The organism is Streptomyces sp. NPDC006326, assembly GCF_040612915.1.
Lineage (GTDB): Bacteria > Actinomycetota > Actinomycetes > Streptomycetales > Streptomycetaceae > Streptomyces.
The window spans coordinates 16,613-32,415 of record NZ_JBEXRC010000025.1 but is presented as its reverse complement, the minus strand read 5'-3'; the positions used below and the strand labels follow the sequence as shown (position 1 = coordinate 32,415).

The window sequence follows — 15,803 nt, the reverse complement described above, 5'->3', positions numbered from 1 at the left end:
CGTCAGCCCGTGCTGGCCAGTCGCTCACGCCACCAGTCCACCGTGGCCCGGATCTGCTCGTCGACGGGGGTGGCCCGCAGGGCGAACGCAGCCTCGTAGGCGCTGGAATCGACCACGAACGGACGGTCGAACTGGTAGCGGACCTCCTTCAGTTCGCGGATCAGCGGGGAGAAGACCGACGCCGCGCCCAGCACGGCCGGCGGGAGTCCGCGCACCGCGACCGGCCCCGTCCCCGCCCGGGCGGCGAGGCGGTCGACCATCTCCCGGGTGGACAGGGCCGGCTCCGTGGGGACGTGCCAGGCATGGCCCCACGCCCGCTCCTCACCCGCGACCTCGACCAGCGCCCCGGCCACGTCGGGGAGATAGGTCCAGCTGTGCGGAGCGTCCGGATCCCCCAGGGTGGAGACCGGCTTGCCGCGCAGCAGCCGTGGCATGACCCGCGCGGCCAGGTGCCCGCCGTCGGTCACGCCGGGCCCGAAGAAGTCCGAGGCCCGCACCTCGACCGCCTTGACACGACCCTGCTCGTGCAGCTCCTGCGCCTGCTCCCACACCTGCGCGCGCACCCTCCCCTTGGGGCCGGTCGCGGCGAGCGGCAGCTTCTCGGTCATGGGGCCGTCCACCGGTCCGTAGCCGTAGAGGTTGCCCAGCATGACCAGGACGGCCCCGGTAGCCTCGGCCGCCGTACAGGCCGCGGAGGCAAGCGGCGGCCAGTCCCTCGTCCAGCGGGGGTAGGGCGGGGCGGCACAGCTGAAGATCGCGGCCGCACCCCGCGTCACCTCGGTCAGCTGCTCGCCGTCCATCGCGTCCAGCACGACGTGCTCGATACCGGGCTCCGGGTTCCGGCCCGACCTGGTGACGACCCGTACGGAGTGCCCCTGCCCGGCCAGCAGCCGGGCGGTGGCCGCCCCGGCGGGCCCGAATCCCATCACGACATAAAGACTCACGCGCGAACACTAACGTGCGCACGTTGGTGCGCTGATGCCGGCCGCGATCCGTCAGGGCCGCGTCACAGGGCCCGCTCGTACTCCACCTGTTCGAGGGGCTTGCCGTCGCCGAAATCGAAGGCGCGTGTGGTGCCGCACTCGGCGAAGCCGCACTTGGTGTAGAAGCGGCGGGAACGGGGGGTGTTGCGCAGTGTCCAGAGGTGCGTCCGGGCGAATCCGTCCTCGCCCATGCAGCGCAGCACCTCGGCCATCAACGCGGAGGCGATCCCGCTGCCCCAGCTGTCCGGATGGGCGTAGAAGCTGTGGATCTCCGCGAGTTGCGGCCGGGTCTCGGACGGGCCGAAGAAGGACAGTGCGCCGGGGCGGCCGTCGAGGAGGGCGAGCAGGATCGTCGTCGGCCCGTCCGTGATCCGCTCGTGCCACCGGGTGCGCCTGCTCCGGACGGCACGCGCGGCGAACGACGGCTCGAAGAAGGGAGCGTAGGCCGCTTCCCAGGCCGCGGCGTGGATCTCACCCAGCGCCTCCCCGTCCCCGGGGGCGGCGCGACGAATTTCGATCATCCGCTCATCCTAGCCAAGACGCCCTGAAATCCTTCCGGTTCACGAGCCGAACCGGGGGACGCTTCCCTCATCGCACGCGATGGGCGGTCCGTTCGCGGGCCCGACCGGGGTACCACGACGTGAACTTGACGGCGAACACGATCAGGAGCACCGGGATGACCCAGTTGAGCCAGTCCCCGCTGAGGCGGGTGTGGACGGCGAGCAGCCCCAGGAGCGTATTGGCGACGAACACGCCGCCCCACACCGCGGTCAGCACGCGATTGGTGTGCTTGAAGAGGGGGGAGTTCCAGAATTCGGGGGGTACGGACTCCCGGGCATAGCTCTCCGTGAACGGCGTGAAGGCCAGCGAGCCGAGGGCCACCACGGCGATGATGCCGTTCGACAGCGGCTGTGCGTAGGTCTCCAGCCAGAGGAGGTCGTTGCGGTCGAGGACCAGGGAGAGGATGCTGACCACGGCGAAGAAGACGAGCCCGGTGACCTCCAGGACGCGGGCGTTGCCCCGCCGGAATTCCGGGACGCCGAGCAGGACCGCGGCGACGAGCGCGGTGAAGGCGGCGAGCTGCCACGTGCTGGGGCCGGCCACGACGTCGAAGATGATCCACGGCAGGAAGCCGAAGAAGACACCGGTGCCGCGGTGGGCGGTCTTGGTTGTTTCGGGCTCGGCCATCATCGCCTCCGCCAGGAAGGTGCTCGCCGGCGGCAGCGCCGCCCGCACGGTCACTCCTCCATGCTGCGATCAGCGGTGGACCGCCGCATCCCAGGCGCCACCGTCACGGCGGCGGGTCCGTCCTGGGGCCCACGCGCTGCCGACGGACGGACGGCCGGGACCGGACCGTCCAGCGGAAGCGTAAAGACTTCTCCAAGCGAGCACCCCGGGCGTGCTAGGCGGCCCGTTCCCGCGCCTCTGTCCTGCAGGAATGCAAAGCCGAAAGCGCGCGGGCAGGGGACCGTCGACGAGTTCCCAGGGCCCGTCCATATGCCACGTGTACGGACATATAGCGCAAACCGTCGCGCGTGACGGAAGTCATTCTGCGTTCCTCGTCATTGCCCGGGGCGAACGAATTTGCACATAGTTGCCGCTGCTATGTCCCTTGCGGGTCGTCCCCGGTGCTGCGCCGGAACGGCAGGCAGGGGAGAACGACGATCACCGAGTGAAAGGGACTTGGCATGACGCTCCCGCGCACTCCCCGCACGGCATGCCGCAGATGAAGACACCGCCCCAGCGCCTGCGCGCCGCCCTGGCCGCCGGAGCGGCCGCCGTCATCGCGCTGTGGGCCGCCCAGGTGCACCCGTCTGCCCGGCCCGACGAGCTGATCGGCGCGGCCGCGCACCTCACCGGGCTGCTCGCCGGTTACGGGATCCTCGTCATGCTCTTCCTCATGGCACGCGTACCGGCGGTCGAGCACGGCGTGGGCGCCGACCGCCTCGCCCGCTGGCACGCCTTCGGCGGCCGGTGGGTCCTGGTCCTGTGCGCCGCCCACGGGCTGTTCGCCCTCCTGGTGTACGCCCTGCGCACCGGGACCGACCTGCTGACCGCCACCGGGGCCCTGTTGCGCTACCCGGCCGTCACCGCCGCGTACGCCGCAGCCGCCCTGCTGGCGGGCGTGGGGCTGGTCTCCGCCCGGGCCGTGCGCCGCCGGGTCTCGCACGAGGCGTGGCGCGGCATCCACCTGCTCACGTACCTCGCCGCCGCGCTCGGCTTCGTCCACCAGCTCGCCGGCCCCGACGTCTGCGTCACGGGCCTCACCACCTGGTTCTGGGCCCTGCTGCACACCGTCGTCGGCGTACTGCTCGCCTGGTACCGCGGGATCGTGCCGGTCCGCCAGGCGCTGCGGCACGGGCTGCGCGTCGCCACCGTCGAGCGGGAGGGACCCGACGTCGTCTCCGTCACGATCGAGGGCGGCAGGCTCCGCGAACTCCAGGCGGAGCCGGGCCAGTTCTTCCGGTGGCGGTTCCTGAGGGGCGGCCTGTGGCACACCGCCCTGCCGTTCTCCCTCTCCGCGCCCGTCCGCGACGACCGCCTCCGCATCACCGTGAAGGCCCTCGGCGGGCACACCCGGCGGGTCCGCGGCCTGCGGCCCGGCACCAGAGTCCTGGCGACCGGCCCGTTCGGCGCACTCACCGGGCGGCGGCGCACCCGCCCGAAGGTGCTGCTGATCGCCGGCGGCATCGGGATCACCCCGATGCGCGCCCTCTTCGAATCCCTGCCCGCGGGCCCCGGAGACCTCACCCTGCTCTACCGCGCGGGCGACGCCGGTCAGCTGGTCCTGCGCGATGAGCTGGAGGCGATTGCGGCAGACCGCCAGGCCGCTCTGCACTACCTGGTGGGGCGCTCCGACGCCGCGTACGACCCGCTCGCCCCCCAGGCCCTGCGGGCGCTCGTCCCCGACCTGACCGACCACGACGTCTACCTCTGCGGGCCGCCCGGAATGGCCGATGCGACGACTGCCGCACTGGTCCGGGCGGGCGTCCCCTCCGGTCGCATCCACACCGAGTGCTTCACCTACTGAGGACCCCGAGCTTCCGATGAACCAGTACTCCGCACCCCGGGCTCCCGCCCCCCGGGCCGAGACCGCCCCGCGCTCCGGAACGCAGCAGCTCCCGACCGCTTCGCCCGCGCCGGCCGCCGGGCCGCCCCCGCGGGGCCGGCGCGCCCCCGCCCGGCACCGCAAGTCCTCCCGCTCCCGAGGGCTCCTCGCCGGGCTCGCGCTGGTCAGCGTGCTGGGCGCAACGGCCATCACGGTGACCGTCGACCCCGCCGCGCCGGACCCGGGAGGACAGCCCCACCTGCAGTCCCGGCGCTGAGGGCCGGCCCGCGGCGCCACCCGTGAGCCAAGAGCTCACCAAGATCCGTTCTCGATACATTCAACCCGCGGAAGGGTGATCCGCGTCACAAACGCCCGCCGGGGCAGCCTGGGGCACGACCACCCACGGTGAGCCGGCCCCCGCATCGGGACGGCTGCGCCCGTCTCCCGGAAGGGGCCACCACGTGAAGCGCGGCAGGGGCAGGGCCACGACAGAACGGGCAGCGGACGCCATCGCGGACCGGCTGCTGCAGGCCGGGCGGCTGCTCAGCCGGGCGCCCGGAACGGCGGACGGCCGGACGGTGTTCCGGGCCGACCAGGAGGTCAACGACACCCCGTACCGCGAGCGCTGGGCCCACGACAAGGTGGTGCGCTCCACGCACGGGGTGAACTGCACCGGCTCCTGCTCGTGGCAGGTGTACGTCAAGGACGGCCTGATCACCTGGGAGACGCAGGCGACCGACTACCCCTCCACGGGCCCGGACCGGCCGGAGTACGAGCCGCGCGGCTGTCCCCGCGGAGCCTCGTTCTCCTGGTACACGTACTCGCCCACGCGCGTGCGCTACCCGCACGCCCGGGGAGTGCTGGTGGAGATGTTCCGCGAGGCGAAACAGCGTCTGGGAGGGGACCCGGTCGCCGCCTGGGCGGAGGTGACCTCCGATCCGGACAAGCGGCGGCGCTACCAGGCGGCCCGCGGCAGGGGCGGCCTGGTCCGCATCGGCTGGGAGGAGGCCCTGGAGATCGCGGCCGCCGCGCACGTGCACACCCTGCGCGAGCACGGCCCCGACCGGATCGCGGGATTCTCCCCGATCCCGGCCATGTCGATGGCCTCACAGGCCGTCGGGGCCCGCTTCCACGCGCTGATCGGCGCGCCCATGCTGTCGTTCTACGACTGGTACGCGGACCTGCCGGTCGCCTCGCCGCAGGTCTTCGGCGACCAGACCGACGTACCGGAGTCCGGGGACTGGTGGGACGCCGCCTACCTGATGCTGTGGGGGTCCAACGTCCCCGTCACCCGTACCCCCGACGCCCACTGGATGACCGAGGCGCGCTACCGCGGCCAGAAGGTCGTGGTGGTCTCGCCGGACTACGCGGATGCCACCAAGTTCGCCGACGAGTGGCTCCACCCGCACCCGGGAACCGACGGAGCCGTGGCCATGGCCATGGGGCACGTCATCCTCAAGGAGTGCTTCGTCGACCGGCAGGTTGCGTACTTCACCCACTACGCCCAGCGGTTCACGGACCTGCCGTTCCTCGTGGAGCTGGAGGAGCGCGAGTCCGGGCGGCACGTGCCCGGCCGCTTCGTGACCGCCGCCGGCCTGCGCCTCCCGCACGACGTGCAGGACGAGGCGACGCGCCGCTGGATGCCGGTCCTGATGGACGCCGTCACCGGTGCGCCGGTCGTCCCGAACGGCACCCTGGGCGACCGCTGGTCCAAGTTCAGCGAGGGCCGCTGGAACCTGGACCTCGGGGACATCGACCCGCGCCTGAGCCTCTACGACGGCGAGGACGGGCCCAGCGCCGCGGTCGTCCTGCCCCGCTTCGACGGGGCGGGGGCGGGCGAGGAGCTCGTGCGCAGCGTCCCCGTGCAGCGCCTCGGCGACCGCCTGGTCACCACGGTGTTCGACCTGATGCTCGCCCAGTACGGGGTGGCCCGCAGCGGGCTCGACGGGGAGTGGCCGGCAGCGTACGAGGACGCCTCGGTGCCGTGCACCCCCGCCTGGCAGGAGGAGATCACCTCCGTGCCCGCCGCCGCCGTGGTCCGCGCCGCCCGCGAGTTCGCGCGCACCGCCGAACAGACCCGCGGCCGCTGCATGATCGTGATGGGCGCCGGCACCAACCACTGGTTCCATTCGGACACGATCTACCGCTCCTTCCTCTCCCTCCTGCTGCTCACCGGCTGCCAGGGCGTGAACGGTGGCGGCTGGGCCCACTACGTGGGCCAGGAGAAGGTGCGGCCGTACGCCGGCTGGCAGCAGCTCGCCACCGCGTCCGACTGGGTCCGCCCCTCCCGGCAGATGGCGGGCACTCCGTACTGGTACCTGCACACCGACCAGTGGCGCTACGAGGGGTTCGCCGCCGACGCCCTGACCGCGCCGACGGCCCGCGGCACCTTCGCCGGCGCCCACACCGCAGACCTCGTGGCGCGGTCGGTGCGCCAGGGGTGGATGCCGTCCTACCCCACGTTCTCGGCCAACCCCCTGGAACTGGGCCGGCAGGCCCACGCGTCCTGGAGGGAACCGGCGGCCTGGGTGGAGCAGCAGCTGGAGGCGGGCCGGATCTCCTTCGCCTGCGAGGACCCCGACGATCCCGCGAACTGGCCGCGCGTACTGACGGTGTGGCGGGCCAACCTGATCGGCTCCTCCGCCAAGGGCAACGAGTACTTCCTGCGGCACCTGCTGGGCGCCTCCGACAACGCCTCTGCCGCGGAGGCCCCCGAGGAGCACCGGCCGCGGGAGGTGGCCTGGCAGCACGAGGCGCCGCGCGGCAAGCTGGACCTGCTCCTCGCGCTCGACTTCCGGATGACCTCCACCACCCTCTTCGCCGACCTCGTGCTGCCCGCCGCGACCTGGTACGAGAAGCACGACCTGTCCAGCACGGACATGCACCCCTTCGTGCACGCCTTCTCGCCGGCGATCAACCCGCCGTGGCAGGCCCGCACCGACTTCGAGATCTTCCACGACCTGGCCGCGAAGGTCGGCGAACTCGCCCGGGGCCGCCTGGAGGACTCCTGGGACCTGGTCGCCACCGCGCTCCAGCACGACACACCGGACGAGGCGCCGGCCGAGGGCCCCACCCGGCCCCGGTACACCCTCGTCAAACGCGACTACACCGCGCTCGCCGACCAGCTCGCGGCCTTCGGGCCGCTTCCCGACGAACACGGCATGCAGGTGCGCGGCACCACCGTGCACACCAACGCGGAGTCCCACTGGCTCGCCGAACGCTGCGGCACGGCCCGCGAAGGCGCCGCCCGCGGACGGCCGCTGCTCGACACGGACGTCAAGATGTGCGAGGCCATCCTCGCCCTGTCGGGCACGACCAACGGCCGCATCGCCGCCGAAGGCTTCCGCGACCTGGCCGTACGCTGCGGAGCGGCGAGCGGCCTGGCGGACCTGGCCGCCGCCGTCGCCGAGCGGCGCATCGTCTTCTCCGACACCCAGGCCCGCCCGGTTCAGGTCGGCGCCAGCTTCGAATGGTCCGGCAAGGAAGGTGCGGACCGCCGCTACGCGCCCTTCACCATCAACACCGAGCACCGCAAGCCCTGGCACACCCTCACCGGCCGCCAGCACTTCTACCTCGACCACGAGTGGATCGCCGAGTACGGCGAGCAACTGCCCGTCTACCGGCCCCCGCTGGACCTCGCCGCCCTGGGCGGGGACCCGCGCCGCGACGCGGAGGACGGCCGGCGGTCGGTGACGGTGCGGTACCTCACCCCGCACTCGAAGTGGTCCATCCACTCCGAATACCAGGAGAACCTGCTCATGCAGACCCTGGCCCGGGGCGGCCCGGTCATCTGGCTCAGCGTCGAGGACGCCGCGGCCGTCGGCGCCGCGGACAACGACTGGATCGAGGCGGTCAACGCCAACGGCGTGGTCGTCGCCCGCGCCGTCGTCTCCCACCGCATGCCGCCCGGCACGGTCTTCATGTACCACGTGCAGGAACGTTTGGTGAACGTGCCCCTGTCCGAGACCACGGGACGGCGCGGCGGCGTCCACAACGCCCTCACCCGCCTGCTGATCAAGCCGACCCACCTGATCGGCGGCCACGCCCAGCTCTGCTTCGCCCCCAACTACTACGGCCCCACCGGAAACCAGCGCGACGCGGTCACCGTCATCCGGCGCCGCTCCCAGGAGGTCACGTACTGATGCCCCGAAGCGAAGCGCCCATCGGACGGGTGATGGCCCAGGTGGCGATGGTCATGAACCTCGACAAGTGCATCGGCTGCCACACCTGCTCCGTCACCTGCAAGCAGACCTGGACCAACCGGTCGGGCAGCGAGTACATGTGGTTCAACAACGTCGAGACCCGCCCGGGACAGGGGTACCCCCGCTCCTACGAGGACCAGGAGAAGTGGCGGGGCGGCTGGCAGCTCAAGCGGGGCCGCCTGGTGCCGCGCAGCGGCGGCCGGGCCCGCCGCCTCGCCACCCTCTTCGCCAATCCCCACCTGCCCTCCCTGGCCGACTACTACGAGCCGTGGACCTACGACTACGAGAACCTGGTCAACGCCCCGCTCGGCGACGACGTGCCCACGGCCGCCCCCCGCTCCCTGATCGACGGACGTCCCACCGAGGTGACGTGGGGGCCCAACTGGGACGACGACCTGGGCGGCGGACCCGAGCACCTGGCCGGGGACCCGGTGCTGCAGAAGATGAACGAACGGGTCCGCCTGGAGTACGAGCAGGCGTTCATGTTCCACCTGCCGCGGATCTGCGAGCACTGCCTCAACCCGTCGTGCGTGGCCGTGTGCCCGTCCGGGGCGATGTACAAGCGCATCGAGGACGGCATCGTCCTCGTCGACCAGGACCGCTGCCGCGGCTGGCGCATGTGCGTGACCGGATGCCCGTACAAGAAGGTGTACTTCAACCACCGCACCGGCAAGGCCGAGAAGTGCACCCTGTGCTACCCGCGCATCGAAGCGGGCCAGCCGACCGTGTGCTCCGAGACCTGCGTCGGCCGCCTGCGCTACCTCGGCGTCGTCCTCTACGACGCCGACCGGGTCGGCCCCGCCGCCGCCACCCCCGACGAGAAGGACCTGTACGAGGCGCAGCTCGACTGCTTCCTGGATCCCGAGGACCCCGCCGTGCAGCTCGCGGCGGAGGAGGCCGGCATCCCGCACGACTGGATCACCGCCGCCCGCCGCTCTCCCGTACGCGCGCTCGTCAGCGAGTACCGGGTGGCGCTCCCGCTGCACCCGGAGTACCGCACCCTGCCGATGGTCTGGTACATCCCTCCGCTGTCCCCCATCGTGGACTCGCTGACGGCCACGGGGCACGACGGCGAGGACCCGGCGACGCTCTTCGCCGCCATCGACTCGATGCGGATCCCCGTCGGCTACCTGGCCGAGCTGTTCACCGCGGGCGACGCCGCCCCGGTGGAGGCGGCCCTGTGCCGCCTGGCCGCGATGCGGGCGCACATGCGGCGGATCAACCTCGGCGAGGAACAGGACCCCGCCATCGCCGGATCGGTCGGCATGGACGCCGAGGGCATCGAGGCCATGTACCGCCTGCTGGCCGTGGCCAAGTACGAGGACCGCTACGTCATCCCCACCGGGTACACCGTCCGGGACTCCGAGCACACCGGCGCCGGCGCCGGGTGCAGCCTCGACGGCGAGGGCGGCCCGGGGATGTACACGGCCGACACCTTCCACGCCGCGCTCGCCGGCCCCGCAGCCGGTCCGGGGCCCGGGGCCACCGGACCGACCGGACCCCTCGGCGGCCGCGTCAACCTCCTCAACTGGAACGGCCAGGGCAGTCCCACCGGCCTCTTCCCCCGGCGGGAGCAGCCGTGAGCCGCACCGCCGCCCTCCACCAGGCCGCCTCCCTGCTGCTGTCGCATCCCGACGGGGACTGGCCGCAGCGCCTCGACCTCGTGAGCGGCGGCCTGGGCCCGCTCGGCGGCGACGAGGCCGCGCTGCTGCTGCGCTTCTGTGCCGCCGTCGCCGGCGTACCGCAGCTGGAGCTGTCCGCGCGCTACGTGGACACCTTCGACCGCAGCCGCCGCCGTACCCTGCACCTCACCTACTGGACCGACGGCGACACCCGCCGCCGTGGCGAGGCACTGCTGCGCTGGAAGCACCTCTACCACCGCCACGGCTGGCAGCCACCGGCGGACGAACTGCCCGACTTCCTGCCGCTGGCCCTGGAGTTCGCCGCCCGCTGCCCGGGCCCGGGCCGTACGGCGCTCCAGGAGCACCGCGCGGCCCTGGAACTGCTGCGCATGGCACTCGCCGACCACGGGAGCCCGTACGCCGACGTCCTGGAGGCGGTGTGCCGCACCCTGCCCGGCGCCTCACCGGCCGACCGCGCAGCCGCCCTGCGGCTCGCGCGCAGCGGCCCGCCCACCGAAACCGTGGGCCTGCTGCCCTTCCCCACCCTGCGCCCGGACGCAGCCACCGTCGAGGAGACCCGACGATGAACCACGTACACATCGCCCTGTGGGGCGTGCTGCCCTACCTCGTGGCCGTCGTGCTCGTCGCGGGCAGCGCCTGGCGCTACCACTACGACCGGTTCGGCTTCACCACCCGCTCCAGTCAGCTGCACGAGCACCGGCTGCTGAGCATCGGCGGCCCGCTCTTCCACTACGGCCTGCTGTTCGTGGCCGCGGGGCACGTCGTGGGACTGCTCGTGCCGGAATCGCTGACCGAGCGCCTGCACATCCGAGAACCGGTCTACCACCTCAACGCCCTCTTCGTCGGCGGGGCGGCCGGTCTGGCCACCGTCACCGGTCTGGCGGTCCTGCTGTACCGGCGCCTGCGGGTGCCCGCCGTGCGGGTCGGGACCAGCAGGAGCGACCGCGCCGTCTACCCCGTGCTGGTCGCCGTCCTGCTGGCCGGCCTCACGGCCACCGCCACCACGCTGGTCCCGCATCCGTACGACTACCGCCTCGGCGTCTCCGTCTGGTTCCGCTCGGTGCTCGCCCTGGATCCCGACGTCCCCGCCATGGCCCAGGCCCCGCTGCCGTACCAGGTCCACGCGTTCCTCGCCATGTCCCTGTTCGCCCTGTGGCCCTTCAGCCGGCTCGTCCACGCCTTCACCGCGCCGCTCGGCTACGTGGCGCGCCCGTACATCGTCTACCGTTCCCGCTCGGTCCACTCCGGCCACGCCGCGGGCCGGGCAGGCGGCGGCTCCGCGAAGCGACCGGCGCGGACCACGGGGCACGACGTGTGAGGCCGCAGCGGACCGCCCCCCGACCCGGGAGGGCGGTCCGCTCAGTGGCACCGGTGCGCGGCGATCAAGGGGACGGGCTCACCTGGACCGTGGTGAGGGCGCCGCCCGCCGCCTCCTTCACCACCGCGATACGGGTCCCGGTGTCCGGCACCTTGACCCCCACCTGCGGCAGCTCCGCGTTCCAGTACGAGCCCCGGTGGTCGTCGAAGACGGACACCCCCGGGCGGGAGGGGACCACGGTCGGCGTGCCCGCCTTGTGCAGCACGATCCGCTCGCTCGCCCGCAGCGAGAACGGCGCGTCGAAGGTCTGCGCCCGGGCGTTGAGGAGCGAGCCGTCCGCGTTCCGCAGCGGATCGGGCCGGGCGTCGACCGGCAGCAGCAGACCGCCGCCCGGGTGTGCCTTGGTGGTGTTGTCGCTGTAGGCCGTGTCCCACAGCCAGATCAGCACACCCTGCTGGTACGGGTAGAACTCCACCTGGTCGCCGGTGAAGCCGAAGTTGTACGGGCCCGTCTTGAGCTGGGCGCCGTAGCCGGTGTAGCGCCGGTTCTCGACCAGGTACGCGCGCGGGTGCTGCTCGCTGCCCGTACGGCCCTCCGTTCGCGACCACTTGACCGCGCTCCAGCCGTTCGCCCCCTGCTCCGCCCCGTCGCGCAGCAGCTCGTGTCCGCCCGCGGTGATCCGGATGTCGTCGAACGTGACGCCCCTGCCGTGGGTGTTGCCGTCGGACGTGACGCGCAGGCGCAGCTGGAAGCTCCGGCCGGCGAAGGCGTCCAGCGGCACACCGAGTTCCGTCCAGCCCGCGGAGGTACCGGACACGCCCTTCGCCGGAACGGCACTGCCGCCGACGGTACCGGGGAGCGCAGTCCAGGTCGTACCGCCGTCCGTGGAGGCCTCCACCGTCAGGAAGTCGAAGTCCTGCTCGATGTCATACCAGACCCTGGCGTCCAGCCGGGCGGGCCCCGCCGATCCGGTGAGGTCGACCGTCCGCCCGAGGGTGTTGTCCATGTAGTCCCCGGTGCCGCTCCACCACTGGCTGGCGCCCTCGTACGGGTCGGTCAGCTCGGTCCGGGTCTGCGAGGGCGGCAGGTGCACCAACAGGGCCTGCGGATCCTCGGTGTTGTAACCCGAGACGCCCAGGACCGCACGCGTCCTGCGGCCCGCGTCGGCCTCCGTGTACTCCAGCCAGCCGAGCTGAAGCTTGCTCCACGGGTCGAGGTCGCCCGGCCATGCGCCGGTGGTGCCCCGGCCCTTGCCGAGGTACGAGCCGGAGGACATCAGCGACCAGAAGTTGACGCTGTTGTCGCCGTCCGAGCTGTACAGGTCGGGGAGGCCCAGGTCGTGGCCGAACTCGTGGGCGAACAGGCCCGCCCCGCTGTTCTCGCCGCCGGTCAGGTAGTCGCCGGCCCAGATGCCGGAGTCGCCGATCGGCGTGCCGCCCGCCTTGTTGCCCTCGGGCCCCGCGCTGCCGGCCTGGTTCCAGTACGCGAACCACCGGTGCGCCCAGACGGCGTCCTTGCCCTGGGCTCCGCCGCCCCAGGTCTGGTCCTTGCCGGCGTGCACGACGACGAGGTGGTCGAGGTAGCCGTCCGGTTCGTCGAAGTTCCCGTCGTGGTCCGCGTCGTAGCGGTCCCACACGTCGTACTCGGCGAGCTGCGCCTTGATCTGCTCGGGCGTACGGCCCTTCGCGCGCTCGGCGCCGTACCAGGCGGCGGTGGCGTCCCGGATCAGGTCCCAGTTGGTGCGGCACTGGCCGGGCTCGGAGCAGTTGTCGGTGCCGTAACGGGCCTCGTTCCAGGGCAGCTTGACCCAGTCCGACACCGTGCCGTCCATGTCGTAGCGGCCGGAGGACTGGAGCCGGTAGTAGGCCCGCATGGACGCGGACTCGGGGTCGGTGGAGAAGAACTGCTTCTCGTAGAAGGACCGGTCGAAGTCCTTGCGCCACAGCGTGTGGTTGTCGCTCGCGGCCGGCTTGCCGATGGTGTTGTGGCGCGGGCCGGGGGTGCCGCCGAAGCGGGGCTTGCCCTCGAACTCGGTGGTGTTGTCCACCTGGTCCCCGAACTCGGCGAGGATCACGAAGACCTTGTCCTTGCGTTCCTGGGCGAGTTCGACGTACCGCTTGCCGACCTTGGCCTGGCGCGGGAGCGTGCCGTCGGCCTCGGCCTTGAGGGCGGCGGCCGGGCCGCCGGCGGCGACGCCTTCCAGAGCCTGGCGCCGCAGGGCCTGGCGCTGGAGTTCCAGGGGCGCGGGCGGCGGGGCGACGGCCTCTTCGGGCTGCTGCTGTGCGCCCGGGGGAGGGGACGGGGGCGCGGTGGCGGCGAGCGCGGGGGTGGCGAGGAGGGCGAGGGATATCGCCGCTCCCACCACAGCGAGTCTGCGCAACGTGGCGTACCTTCCGGTGCGTTGGGACGGGGGAGTGGAGTGGAGCGCAGGTAATATTTCACATGTCACAGGTGATGGATAGAGGCTGGAGCGGGCCGTCCAGGGTGATCCGTGAGCGCACTCGTTCGGGGGAAGAACCCGTGCGCGACTCATCGCGGCGGGTGAGCCGCCCGATAACTGACGGCGACAGCCCCCGGATCCGCCCCACCCTCAGGAGTCGCGATGACCGCCCCAGCCGACAGGAGCATCCCGGACTTCGTCCCCAAGGCGGCCGAACCGGTGCGCGAGCATCTGGCGGCCTCCACCGACCTGGCCACCTTCCTGCGCGGAGCCGGCACGCTGACGCTGGACGAGCGCCGGCTCATCGCCGCCCAGGCGCTGGTCCTGCTGGAGCAGAACTACGTCCACCTGCCGCTCAAGTCCGCGATGCACGCCGTCAACCCGATCCAGCGGCTGAGGCTGCTGATCCACCGCCTGGAGCGGCAGACCCCGCAGACCATGCCGCCGGAGTGGATGTTCCACTCCGAGATGTCGGAGATCTTCCACTCGGTCAGGGACCTGCACACCAACTACCTGCTCCCCCTGCCCTTCGCCGGCAAGATCGCCTTCCTGCCGTTCCTCGTGGAGCGGTACACCGACCAGCAGGGCGCCCACTTCATGGTCACGCACGTGGCCGAGGGCTTCTCCGCACCGGGATTCGGCCCGGGCGTCGAGATCACCCACTGGAGCGGCATCCCGATCGCCGACGCCGTCGACCTGAACGCCGCCCGGTTCGCCGGCAGCAACCCCGAGGCCCGCCGCAGCCGCGGCGTGCAGTCGCTGACCCTGCGACCGCTGCGCATCCACCTCCCCCCGTTCGAGGAATGGGTGACGGTCAGCTACCTCGACTCGGACGGGACCAAGCGGGAGTTCCGCGAGAGCTGGAGGATCGTCGACAACCTGCCCGCCTTCGCCGACACCGGCTCGGTGAGCAGTGTGGCGGCGGCCCAGGGGCTCGACCTCGAAGCCGACGAGATCAACCGTGCCAAGGTACTGCTGTTCGCCCCTCGGGTCGTCGCCCAGGCCAGGGCGGTCGAGGCCGGCGAGCCCACCCCCGAGCTGCGCCCCGGGGAGATCGCCACCAGCCTGCCGGAGGTCTTCCGCGCCAGGACGGTCCAGGTGGGCGGGGACACTTTCGGCCACCTGCGGATCTTCACCTTCAGCGTGGACGACCTTGAGGCGTATCTGAAGGAACTGCTGCGGCTGATCGGCGAGATGCCGGAGACCGGTCTGATCCTCGACGTCCGCGACAACGGCGGCGGCCTCGTCCTGGCCGCCGAGCTGGCCCTGCAGCTCTTCACCCCGGCCCACATCACCCCCGAGCCGGTGCAGTTCATCAACACGCCCCTCAACCTGCGCATCTGCAGGAAGCACCAGGACGACCCGCGGATCGACCTCGGGGCGTGGGTGCCGTCCATGGAGCAGGCCGTCGAAGTCGGGGCCGTGTACTCCGGCGCCTTCCCGCTCAGCCCCGAGGACGGGGCCAACTCCATCGGCCAGCAGTACTTCGGTCCGGTCGTGCTCGTCACCAACGCCCGCTGCTACTCCGCCACCGACATCTTCTCCGCAGGATTCCAGGACCACGCGATCGGCCCGGTCCTCGGCACCGACCAGTGCACGGGCGCCGGCGGCGCCAACGTGTGGACCCACGAGCTCCTCGCCGCCCTCATGGAGGGCGATCCGCGATCGCCGTACCTGCCGCTGCCGAAGAAGGCCGGCATGCGCGTCGCGATCCGCCGGACCCTGCGCGTGCGCGACAACTCGGGCACCCCCGTCGAGGATCTCGGTGTCACCCCCGACGAGCTCCACCAGATGACGCGCGCAGACCTCCGCAAGGACAACGTCGACCTGTTGGAACGGGCCGGCCGGATCCTGCAGAGCCTGACGCCCCACGCCGTGTCCATCACGGACACCGACACCACCGACGGCGCCCTGCGGCTGAAGGTGAAGGCCACCAACATCGACCGGCTGGACGTCTACGTCGACCAGCGGCCCCGCGCCTCGATCGACCTCGCCGACGGCCAGGCCGACGTCACCGTGCCCGACGCGGCCACCGCGCGGTCCGCCCGGGTGGAGGGCTTCGCGGGCGGCCGCCTCGTCGCCAGCCGGACCGAGCAGCTCCACTAGAACCGCGGCCCCCGCCCGCGGCCACCGCGACCGACGGTGGCCGCGGGCAGCCCCGTACGGGC

11 protein-coding genes are annotated in these 15,803 nt (G+C 72.3%); 7 read left to right on the top strand and 4 right to left on the bottom strand.

Translation table 11 applies throughout. The features are described 5' to 3' along the window. Positions 1-2 precede the first annotated feature (2 nt). The 3 genes from ABZ128_RS20300 to ABZ128_RS20290 form a co-directional block, all read right to left on the bottom strand. On the bottom strand, positions 3-944 hold the full coding sequence (locus ABZ128_RS20300) for an NAD-dependent epimerase/dehydratase family protein (protein WP_356850002.1): 942 nt from the start codon (positions 942-944) through the stop codon (positions 3-5). Between the two features lie 62 nt (positions 945-1,006). Further along, entirely contained in the window at positions 1,007-1,504 is a 498-nt protein-coding gene (locus ABZ128_RS20295; RefSeq protein WP_356850000.1) for a GNAT family N-acetyltransferase, read from the bottom strand. Positions 1,505-1,571: 67 nt separating this feature from the next. Further along, entirely contained in the window at positions 1,572-2,225 is a 654-nt protein-coding gene (locus ABZ128_RS20290; RefSeq protein ID WP_356849999.1) for a hypothetical protein, read from the bottom strand. Positions 2,226-2,709: 484 nt separating this feature from the next. Here ABZ128_RS20290 and ABZ128_RS20285 point away from each other — a divergent pair, with 484 nt between their 5' ends. The 6 genes from ABZ128_RS20285 to narI all read left to right on the top strand — a co-directional run bounded on the left by ABZ128_RS20285 (position 2,710) and on the right by narI (position 11,195). After that, positions 2,710-4,014 carry a ferredoxin reductase family protein gene (locus ABZ128_RS20285; protein ID WP_356849997.1) on the top strand — a complete coding sequence of 435 codons (1,305 nt, stop codon included), beginning with the start codon at positions 2,710-2,712 and terminating at the stop codon, positions 4,012-4,014. Between the two features lie 16 nt (positions 4,015-4,030). Further along, positions 4,031-4,309: a hypothetical protein gene (locus ABZ128_RS20280; RefSeq protein ID WP_356849996.1), complete on the top strand. Its 279-nt coding sequence runs from the start codon at positions 4,031-4,033 to the stop codon at positions 4,307-4,309. A gap of 184 nt (positions 4,310-4,493) precedes the next feature. Then, the gene (locus ABZ128_RS20275) at positions 4,494-8,174 is read left to right on the top strand and encodes a nitrate reductase subunit alpha (protein ID WP_356849995.1); all 3,681 of its coding nucleotides are present in this window, start codon (positions 4,494-4,496) and stop codon (positions 8,172-8,174) included. Next, complete coding sequence (gene narH / locus ABZ128_RS20270; protein WP_356849993.1) at positions 8,174-9,817, top strand: nitrate reductase subunit beta; 1,644 nt, start codon at positions 8,174-8,176, stop codon at positions 9,815-9,817. The genes ABZ128_RS20275 and narH overlap by 1 nt, the downstream gene beginning before the upstream one ends. Beyond that, a complete protein-coding gene (gene narJ / locus ABZ128_RS20265) occupies positions 9,814-10,443 on the top strand; it encodes a nitrate reductase molybdenum cofactor assembly chaperone (protein WP_356849991.1) in 630 nt (209 codons plus the stop codon). The genes narH and narJ overlap by 4 nt, the downstream gene beginning before the upstream one ends. After that, a complete protein-coding gene (narI, locus tag ABZ128_RS20260; protein ID WP_356849990.1) occupies positions 10,440-11,195 on the top strand; it encodes a respiratory nitrate reductase subunit gamma in 756 nt (251 codons plus the stop codon). Before narJ ends, narI begins: the two co-directional genes overlap by 4 nt. Before the next feature lie 64 nt (positions 11,196-11,259). On the opposite strand, the gene ABZ128_RS20255 is transcribed toward narI, so the two are convergent. After that, the gene (locus tag ABZ128_RS20255) at positions 11,260-13,575 is read right to left on the bottom strand and encodes an immune inhibitor A domain-containing protein (RefSeq protein WP_356849988.1); all 2,316 of its coding nucleotides are present in this window, start codon (positions 13,573-13,575) and stop codon (positions 11,260-11,262) included. Positions 13,576-13,797: 222 nt separating this feature from the next. Between ABZ128_RS20255 and ABZ128_RS20250 the strand changes: the two genes are divergently transcribed. After that, entirely contained in the window at positions 13,798-15,741 is a 1,944-nt protein-coding gene (locus ABZ128_RS20250; protein WP_356849986.1) for a S41 family peptidase, read from the top strand. Positions 15,742-15,803: the final 62 nt, after the last annotated feature.